Source organism: Kitasatospora sp. NPDC001225, assembly GCF_053597855.1.
Genome location: NZ_JBSFJC010000222.1, coordinates 1 through 8451 on the forward strand (window position 1 = coordinate 1; position 8451 = coordinate 8451).

Below are 8451 nucleotides of genomic sequence, written 5' to 3' on the forward strand. Positions count from 1 at the left end.
GGGGCGGGGGGCGCCCGGCCGCCCCCCCCCCCCCCACGGGGGGTCACTTCTTCGCTTCCGGCTTCGGCTTCGGCTGCCCCTTCAGGGCAGGCGCGACCGGCGCGGCCTTGGTGATGTCGAGCGCGAAGTTCTGGACCACCACGGCGCCCCGGTCACGCTCCGGGGTGCTGATCGGGTCGTTCTGGATGCTGCGTCGCTTCATGGCTGTTCACCTCCTTCCATCGACTCGGCGGGAACCCCGGGGCGGTCGCCCCGGGGTGGCCGGGGGAGCGGTGGCGGCCAGGCGTGTTCGGCGAACCGGACCATCGCGGCCAGCACCGATCGGTGGTCGGCGGTCCGGCGGCTGTAGTGGCCGCCGTCCACCCAGAGCAGCTCGTGCGGCACCGCCAGCCGCCGCAGGTCCGCGGCGTACCGGGCGACCTGGTCGGGCGGGCACCGCTCGTCGGTCCGCGAGGCGACCAGCAGGACGGGCGAGCGGACCTGGTGCACGTACGTCCGCGGGTCGGCGGCTCGGTAGCGTTCGGGCACCTCGTCCGGGGTGCCGCCGAAGAGCTGCCGGTCGAGCTCGCGCAGTGCGGGGGTGGTGGTGCGGTACGTGGCGGGGTAGTCCGCGATCGGCTGCGCGGCCATGCCGAGCGACCACAGCTCCGGCTGCGCGCCCATCGCCAGCAGGGCCAGGTAGCCGCCCCAGGAGAATCCGCACAGGCCGGTACGGTCCGCGAGCGCCGTACCGTCGGCGACCAGCTCCGCGCGGACGGCGGCCAGGTCCTCGATCTGCGCCAGCCCGACCCGGTGGCCGTACTCGTGCTGCCAGCGGGCGCCGTAGCCGGTGGAGCCGCGGTAGTTGGTGCGCACCACCGCGTAGCCGCGGTCGACCAGGGCGTTCACCCGCGGGTCGTAGGAGTCCCGGTCGTGGGTGGCGGGCCCGCCGTGGACCAGGAAGAGGGTCGGCCACGGGCCGGGGCCGGCCGGGGTGCTGACGAAGCTGTGGATCCGCCCGTACGGCCGGGGCGTCCAGCGCCGGGTGCGGGAGGTGTCGCCGCCGTCCGGGGCGGGGTGGTGCGCCACCTCCGTGCCGGGGCGCAGGACCAGCGGGCGGGGCGGGGTCGACTCCCGGCTCCAGACACAGTGCAGGGTGCCGTCCGGGGCGCAGGACAGGTCGTGGATGGTGCCGCCGGGGGTGCTGATCTCCTGTACGCGCGACTGTGCGCGCGACTGTACGTGTGCCTGTACGTGCGTCTGTACGCGCGTCGCCTCCTGTCCCGTCGGCGGGTCGAGCTCGGCGAGGAGGAGCCGGCTCCGCCCGGCCCGCTCGTGCTGGATCAGCACCCCGCGCGGCCCCTGGTACCAGCCGGCCGAGATCTGCGAGTCGAAGGAGAGCCCCGGGTGTCTTCGCAGGCCCGTGCTCGCCCGCCAGGTCGCGACGGTGTACCGCTCGTCCTCCTCGGCCACCAGGAGCAGCTCCGGTTCGTGCACCGCGAGCGGGTTGAACTCGATCGGCCAGAGCCGCAGTCGGCGGTTCCCGGCGAGCCGCAGCGGACCGTCCACCGGGGTGTCGTGCTGGGCGTCCGGCTGGATGTCCGTCGGCCAGAGGACCACCGAGTCGTCCCCGTCGGGGCGCCCGCCGAGGGCGAGCAGCCGGCCGTCCGGCGACAGGTCGGCCAGGCTCAGGTAGCCCGGCGCCGAACCGACCAGCCGCGCCTCGCCCGCGGGCGGTCCGACATAGCAGTGCGAGGCGCCGTCGACGCCGACGGCCACCGCCGCGAGCGCGCCCGTCCGGTCGAAGGCGACGCCGTAGGCCCGCCCGGGCGGCACGCCGTGCAGCGCCGCGCCGCCCGCTCCGCCTGTTCCGCCCGCTCCGCCTGTTCCGCCCGCGAACGGCTCGCGCCACCACCGCCCCTCACCGGCGCTGTCGGCGTCGAACCACCAGATGGCCTCGCCGTCCGGCTCGATCTCGCTGAGGTGGACGCCTTCCGGTCGGTCGGTGACCACCCGGCGCCGACCCGTCCCCAGGTCCCAGGCGACCGCCTGCCAGCGCTCCTCGACGAGCCGGGTCTCGACCGCGCGGTCGGCCGCGAGCGCGGCGAAGCCGGGGGACTGGAACGCCTGCGTCATGGACCCGGCCCTTCCGGCTCGACGGCTCGATGGTGGGAACAGGCTGCGCTGAACGTCCCGGGGCCGGTGCGCCGGTGTGAAGGTCCGGTGAACCAGCGTGAAGAAAGGGTCACTTGCGGAAGATTGCGGCCACTCTAGGGAGGCGCCGTGACGGCGACCAGACCTTTCGCACAGTTGGCCGAAAGACGGCTGAAGTGACCGCCGGTAGGCGGTGATGCGGATGCGCCGGCAAGGCGCGGAGGCCACCGGCAACGGGCGTCCGCCCACGGGCCCGCCCCGACCCCGACTCCGACCCCGGCCGCGCGGCTGCGCCCGTACGGATGCGAGGGTGGGCCCCGTGAACGAGACGATCATGGCAGCCGCCCGCGAACGAGCCGCCGGACACCGGCGCCGGTTCGACCTCCGCTTCGAGGCCTACTTCGCCGCCCTGCCGGAGCGCCTCGACACGCCGCCGCTCAGCCGCTTCACCCCGCGCTGCCTGGAACTGCTGCGGGACCTCTCACTGCGCGGCGGCAAGCGCCTGCGGGTCGCCCTGCTGTACGAGGCCGCCCGACTGGTGACCACCGACCCGGTGCCCGGCCTGGCGGAGGCCGCGCTGAGCATCGAACTGCTCCAGACGCACGGGCTCGTCCACGACGACATCATCGACGACGCGCCCGTACGCCGCGGCGGCCCCTCCACCTACTACGCCTACCGCCGGGAGTTCCCGGAGGCGGACCGCACCGCCCTCGGCCTGGCCGTCCTGGCCGGTGACCTCGCCGCCTTCCTGTCGATGCGGGTCCTGTTGGAGGCGGACGTCCCCGCCGAGCTGCGCCAGGCGATGCTGGAGGTGCAGCTGAACGCGGGCGCCGAGACCGTCACCGGCCAGATCGTCGACCTCGAACGCGATTTCCGGTCGCTCCCGGACGAGGAGTTCCTGCACACCGTCTGCGAGTACAAGTCCACCCGGTACTCGGTGCTCGCCCCGCTGCGGCTGGGGCTGCTGGCCGCCGGCGCGGACCTGGCCGCCCACGACGCACGGCTGCGCCGCTACGCGACCCTGGTCGGCATCGGCGGCCAGCTGCGCGACGACTACCTCGACCTGTTCGGCGACGAGGACGCCACCGGCAAGTCCACCGGCGCCGACCTCCGCGCGGGACGCCGCAGCTACGCCGTGAGCGCCCTGCTCGCCGCCGCGGACGAGGCCCAGCGGGCCGTGGTGGAGTCCGCGCTCGGCGACCCGCACTGCCCGGACGACATGGTGGAGCACGTCCGCGAGCTGGCCCGGCGGCTGGGCGTGGACGGCAGGCTCCGCTCGGACATGCGCCGCTGCGCCGAGGCGGCCCGCGCCGAGGCCGAGGGCTGGCGCCCGCACTGGCGGGAGGAGGCGGTGGCCTTCTTCGCGGGCCTGCCGCTGTCGAACGTGGTGCCGGACTGACCGGTCGGTGCGGGCTCCTGCACTCCGGGAAGAGCGCCGCTCAGACGCGGGCCGGGAGCCAGCCGTGCTGGACGGCGCGCACACCGGCCTCGAACCGGCTGCGGGCGCCGAGCCGTTCCATCAGTTCGGTGGCGATCCGCCGCGCCGTCCGGGGCGAGACGCCCAGCCGCTTGGCGATCGCCTCGTCGGTGTGCCCCTCGGAGAGCAGCCGCAGGGCGGCCGACTCCTGGCCGCTGAGGCCCCGGGAGTCGCGGACGGCGGGGCCCACCAGGGGCCGCGCGGCGTCCCAGACGTTCTCGAACAGGGCACACAGGGCCGTCAGCGTGCCGTGGCCGGTCAGCACCACGGCCGCCGCCGCCGTGTCGTCGCTGTTCACCGGGATGACGGCGGTGGCGCGGTCGACCACGATCATCCGCGTCGGCAGCGACGGCACGACCCGCACCTGTCCGCCCCGCGCGGCGAGCCACGCGGTGTACGCGACGGTCGGAGCGCTGTTGCCCGCGCTCTCCAGGTAGACGGTACGGATCTTCACGCCGCGCCCGAGCAGCTCCTCGTCGAGCGGACGGGCCGCCTCGATGCTCTCCGGCGTGTGGGCGCCGTCGGGGGCGAAGGTCATCACCTCGTCCCTCACCTCGCGGGTGAGGGACGCCAGCCGGTCACGGATCGCGTCCAGGCCGACCAGGTGCTCGACCCCGGCGTGCGCGGTGGCCGGACGGAGGTCCGAGAAGTCGGCGATGAGCTGAGCTGCCGCGACCCGGGAGGCCTCGATCCGCTGCTGCTGGACCGCCAGTTCGGCCTGTTGGCGGGCCATCAGGATCTCCATGCCGACGTCCGGCGAGACCGCGCGCAGCGCTCCGTCCCGCTCGTGCGAGGGCCGGACCAGGGCGAGCTCGCTGAGGGTGTCCAGCGCCGAGCGCACCTGTGCCTCGGTCAGTCCGACCGCTGCGCAGAGCCCCTGCACACCGTCCTGGGGACGGGCCAGCATGGCCCTGTACACGGCTTCCGAAGCGGTGTCCAAGCCCAGAACAGCCAGCATTTCCTACCCCCCCGGTAGCGGTCCTGTGAACGATGCGCGCATGATCATCGCACGAAGATCCGCAGCTGGACCAGGGTTATCCCGTGGACCGTTCCGGCCACGGCCCGAAGCGTCCCGGGCGACCCCCTGTGCTCCGTCCGCGCGGCCTGGGAACGTCGGAGGCATGTACCTGATCCACGTTCAGCTGCTCGCCCCGGAGGGGGCACCCCTGCCCGACGGGGTCGCCGACCTCGTCCGGTCCGTGGCGACCCCCGCGGACCGGCTGGAGCACGTCGCCGTCCACCCGCACGCCGTCCCCGACCCGGTGCTCGGCCTGTACCTCCTCGCCGACGGCCTCGCCGACGCCGAGTCCCGGGCCGCCGCGCTCTGTGAGCGGGCCGTGGCGTCCGCCGCACCGCTGCACGGCTGGTCCGTGGCCCGGGCCGGCGCCCCGCTCGTCTCCCCGTTCTACGAACTGGAACTGTCCCGATCCGGCCCCGCTGGACGGAACCGGCAGGGGACGTTTCCGTCCACCTGACATCCCTTCCGCCAGCCCCGGGCCCACGGCCAAGGTAGTGATCGCCGGCCGGGAGCACCGACCGGCAAGGCCACCAGGACGAAGCGTCACCGCGGGACGCACGGTCCGGCCGCCCCCCACTCGCCCCACCTCCGTGGAAGGACCCCACCATGCTGCGCACCTGTCTCGCCAAGGCCGCCGCGGTCGTCACCCTCGCCGTCGCCGCCGCCCTGCCCGCCGTCGCCCTGTCCGTCGCCGGGCACACCACCGCCTCCGTCTCCCGCGTCGAGGCCGCCGACGTGCACGACGAGAACATGATCTGGCAGTAGCCGGCACCGCCGCGGGCGCCCCCGACCGCTGCTCCTGCAGGGCAGCCGTCCCGCCCCGCGCCCACTGAACACCGGTCCCGGTCTCCGGCGGGCCGGCACGGTCTCCGTGCCCGTCGCCACCGCCCGACCCGCGGACCGCCCCTCACCGTCGCACCACGCCTGTCCCCGCCATGCCCGAAACAGGAGAAACCCACCATGCGCAAGCGTTCCCTCCGCACGCTGGTCACCGCGGCCTTCGCCACCGCCGCGGTCACACCCGTCCTCATGCTGACGGGAGCCCAGATCGCCGTCGCCAGCGTCGGGTCGAACATCGTCGGCACCGCCGAGGCCAACCTGGGCCACGGCGCCTGCGACACCAACAGCGCCGGCGGCAGCGGCTACTACACCAGCTGCGGCGAGAACTGGTGCGCCGACTTCGCCCGCTGGGTCTGGGCGCAGAACGGCGTCAACGTCTCGGGGCTGACCTCCGGGGCCGGCAGCTTCGGACAGTACGGCTCCGGTCTGCACTCGACCCCCCGCGTCGGTGACGCCGCCGTCTTCAACTACAGCTCCGGCTACGCGGAGCACGTCTCGCTGGTCGTCTCGGTCAACTCCGACGGGTCCGTCGGCACCATCGGCGGCAACCAGGGCAACAGCCAGGTCACCCGCGGCACCATCACCGCCGGCGGGATGTACGGGTCGAAGCACGTCAGCGGCTACGTGTCGCCGATCGGCGGCCGGGGGTCCTCGGCCGGTACGGAGTCGGGTGGGGCGGGTCGGGTGCGCTGGGCGGACTTCGACGGTGACGGCCGCGCGGACTACGTCATCCTGAACGACAACGGTTCGGCGCGGGTGTTCCTGAACAAGGGTGGTGACGGCCACGGCGGTTGGAGTGACCTGGGTCAGGTCACGACGGGGATGACCAGTGACCGCAGTCGGGTGCGTTTCGCGGACTACGACGGTGACGGCCGCGCGGACTACATCCTGATCAACGGTGACGGTTCGGTGCGGGTGTTCCTGAACAAGGGTGGTGACGGGCACGGTGGTTGGAGTGACCTGGGTCAGGTCGCGACGGGGCTCACCACCAACCCGGCCCAGGTGACCTTCGCCGACTTCGACGGTGACGGTCGTACGGATTACGTCATCACCCAGCCGGACGGTGCGGTGGGTGTCTTCCGCAACACCGGTATCGGGAGCTGGAGCGACCTGGGCAAGGTGGCCGGCGGTGTCACGGCCGACACGTCGCGGATCAAGTGGGCGGACATCGATGGTGACGGGCGCGCGGACTACAACATCGTGAACCCGGACGGCAGCATCACCAGCTACGTGAACCACGGTGGTGACACCGGTGGCGGCTGGACTCTCCGTCCCAAGATCACCACGGGCCTGACCAGCAACCAGAACACCGTCGACCTCGCCGACATCAACGGCGACGGCCGTGCCGACTACCTCGTGACCACCGGTCCGACCACCGCCTTCCTCAACAACGGCGGAGACGACCGGAACAACCCCGGCTGGATCGACTACGGCCAGATCGCCGCCGGCGCCTGAACCGCGACCGGAAACAGGGAAGGAACCCCGTGAAGCGCACCACCACACTCGCCATGGCCGCGGTGACCGCAGTGGCCGCACTCGCCGCCGTGGCCCCCACCGCGTCCGCCGCCGCACCGACGCCCGCCCCGGTCCTGCGGGTGATGCCGCTCGGCGACTCGATCACCGCCGGGTACCGGAGCACCACCGACGCCGGGTACCGCGGACCGCTCGCCGACCTGGTGGCCCAGCAGAACCGCTACACCGTCGACCTGGTGGGCTCGCGCGGCAACGGCGCGGTGCTCGACCCGGACAACGAGGGCCACAGCGGGTCCATGGTCAACGACCTTCTGGCCGGAGTCGACGGATGGCTGGCCGCTGCCCAGCCGGACGTCGTCCTGCTCCACATCGGCATCAACGACCTGGACCGGGGCACCGACAAGGCGCACGCCGCGGACCGGACGTCGGCGCTGATCGACCGGATCCTGGCCGACCGGCCGGGGGTGACCGTCCTCGTGATGGGCCTGATCCCGACCACACCGAACCTGACCGCCCAGGTGGCCGACTACAACAGCGCCCTGAGCCAGGCCGTCCTCGCGAAGCAGGCCCAGGGCCGCAAGGTCCGCTACACCGCCGCGCCCGCGCTGACCCCGGCCGAGATGGCCGACGGCCTGCACCCCGACGACCTGGGCTACCAGCGGCTGGCGCAGACCTTCGACCAGGCCCTGGACCGCGCCTTCACGGACGGCCTGGCCGCCCCGGCCCCGGTGCACCACGCCGGTACGGAGTCGGGCGGGGCGGGCCGGGTGCGCTGGGCGGACTTCGACGGCGACGGCCGCGCCGACTACATCGTCCTCAACGACGACGGCTCGGCCCGGGTGCTCCTCAACAAGGGCGGTGACGGCCACGGCGGCTGGAGCGACCTGGGGCAGGTCACGACCGGGATGACCAGCGACCGCAGCCGGGTCCGCTTCGCCGACTTCGACGGCGACGGCCGCGCGGACTACATCCTGATCAACGGTGACGGGTCCGTCCGGGTCTTCCTGAACAAGGGCGGTGACGGCCACGGTGGCTGGAACGACCTCGGCCAGGTCGCGAGCGGGCTCACCGCCGACCCCTCCCAGGTCACCTTCGCCGACTTCGACGGCGACGGCCGCGCCGACTACCTCATCACCCAGCCGGACGGCGCCGTGGGCGCCTTCCTCAACCGGGGCGGCGACGGCCACGGCGGCTGGATCGACGACGGCAAGGTCGCCGGCGGTCTCACCACCGACCGCGGCCGGGTCCGCTTCGCCGATCTCGACGGTGACGGGCGGGCCGACTACAACGTCATCAACCCGGACGGCTCCATCACCACCTTCCTCAACAAGGGCGGCGACGGCCACGGCGGCTGGACCGACTACGGCCGGACGGCGACCGGGCTCACCACCGACCAGGCCACGGTGGCGCTGGCCGACATCAACGGTGACGCCCATGCCGACTACCTCGTCACCACCGGCCCCACCACCGCCTTCCTCAACAACGGCGGTGACGGACACGGCGGTTGGAC

Annotated in this window: 8 protein-coding genes; 5 read left to right on the forward strand and 3 right to left on the reverse strand. The window is 73.5% G+C overall.

What is annotated here, in order from left to right; genetic code table 11:
• Positions 1 to 43: 43 nt before the first annotated feature.
• Positions 44 to 202, reverse strand: a complete 159-nt coding sequence (locus ACWDCZ_RS37535) for a hypothetical protein (protein ID WP_181970410.1) — start codon at positions 200 to 202, stop codon at positions 44 to 46.
• On the reverse strand, positions 199 to 2115 hold the full coding sequence (locus ACWDCZ_RS37540; protein ID WP_449818264.1) for an alpha/beta hydrolase family protein: 1917 nt from the start codon (positions 2113 to 2115) through the stop codon (positions 199 to 201). Before ACWDCZ_RS37540 ends, ACWDCZ_RS37535 begins: the two co-directional genes overlap by 4 nt.
• Before the next feature lie 352 nt (positions 2116 to 2467).
• Between ACWDCZ_RS37540 and ACWDCZ_RS37545 the strand changes: the two genes are divergently transcribed.
• The gene (locus tag ACWDCZ_RS37545; protein WP_449818269.1) at positions 2468 to 3532 is read left to right on the forward strand and encodes a polyprenyl synthetase family protein; all 1065 of its coding nucleotides are present in this window, start codon (positions 2468 to 2470) and stop codon (positions 3530 to 3532) included.
• 40 nt (positions 3533 to 3572) lie between these two features.
• Here the strand turns inward: ACWDCZ_RS37545 and ACWDCZ_RS37550 are convergent, their stop codons facing one another.
• Positions 3573 to 4568 (reverse strand): helix-turn-helix domain-containing protein, encoded by a 996-nt coding sequence (locus ACWDCZ_RS37550; protein ID WP_449818265.1) that lies wholly within the window; start codon positions 4566 to 4568, stop codon positions 3573 to 3575.
• A gap of 163 nt (positions 4569 to 4731) precedes the next feature.
• Here ACWDCZ_RS37550 and ACWDCZ_RS37555 point away from each other — a divergent pair, with 163 nt between their 5' ends.
• The 4 genes from ACWDCZ_RS37555 to ACWDCZ_RS37570 all read left to right on the forward strand — a co-directional run.
• The gene (locus tag ACWDCZ_RS37555) at positions 4732 to 5085 is read left to right on the forward strand and encodes a hypothetical protein (protein ID WP_449818266.1); all 354 of its coding nucleotides are present in this window, start codon (positions 4732 to 4734) and stop codon (positions 5083 to 5085) included.
• Between the two features lie 149 nt (positions 5086 to 5234).
• Positions 5235 to 5393 carry a hypothetical protein gene (locus ACWDCZ_RS37560; RefSeq protein WP_158077707.1) on the forward strand — a complete coding sequence of 53 codons (159 nt, stop codon included), beginning with the start codon at positions 5235 to 5237 and terminating at the stop codon, positions 5391 to 5393.
• A 195-nt stretch (positions 5394 to 5588) separates the two neighbouring features.
• Complete coding sequence (locus ACWDCZ_RS37565; RefSeq protein ID WP_449818267.1) at positions 5589 to 6923, forward strand: FG-GAP-like repeat-containing protein; 1335 nt, start codon at positions 5589 to 5591, stop codon at positions 6921 to 6923.
• 29 nt (positions 6924 to 6952) lie between these two features.
• Positions 6953 to 8451 (forward strand): FG-GAP-like repeat-containing protein (locus tag ACWDCZ_RS37570; RefSeq protein WP_449818268.1); only part of this gene is annotated, 1499 nt, incomplete at its 3' end.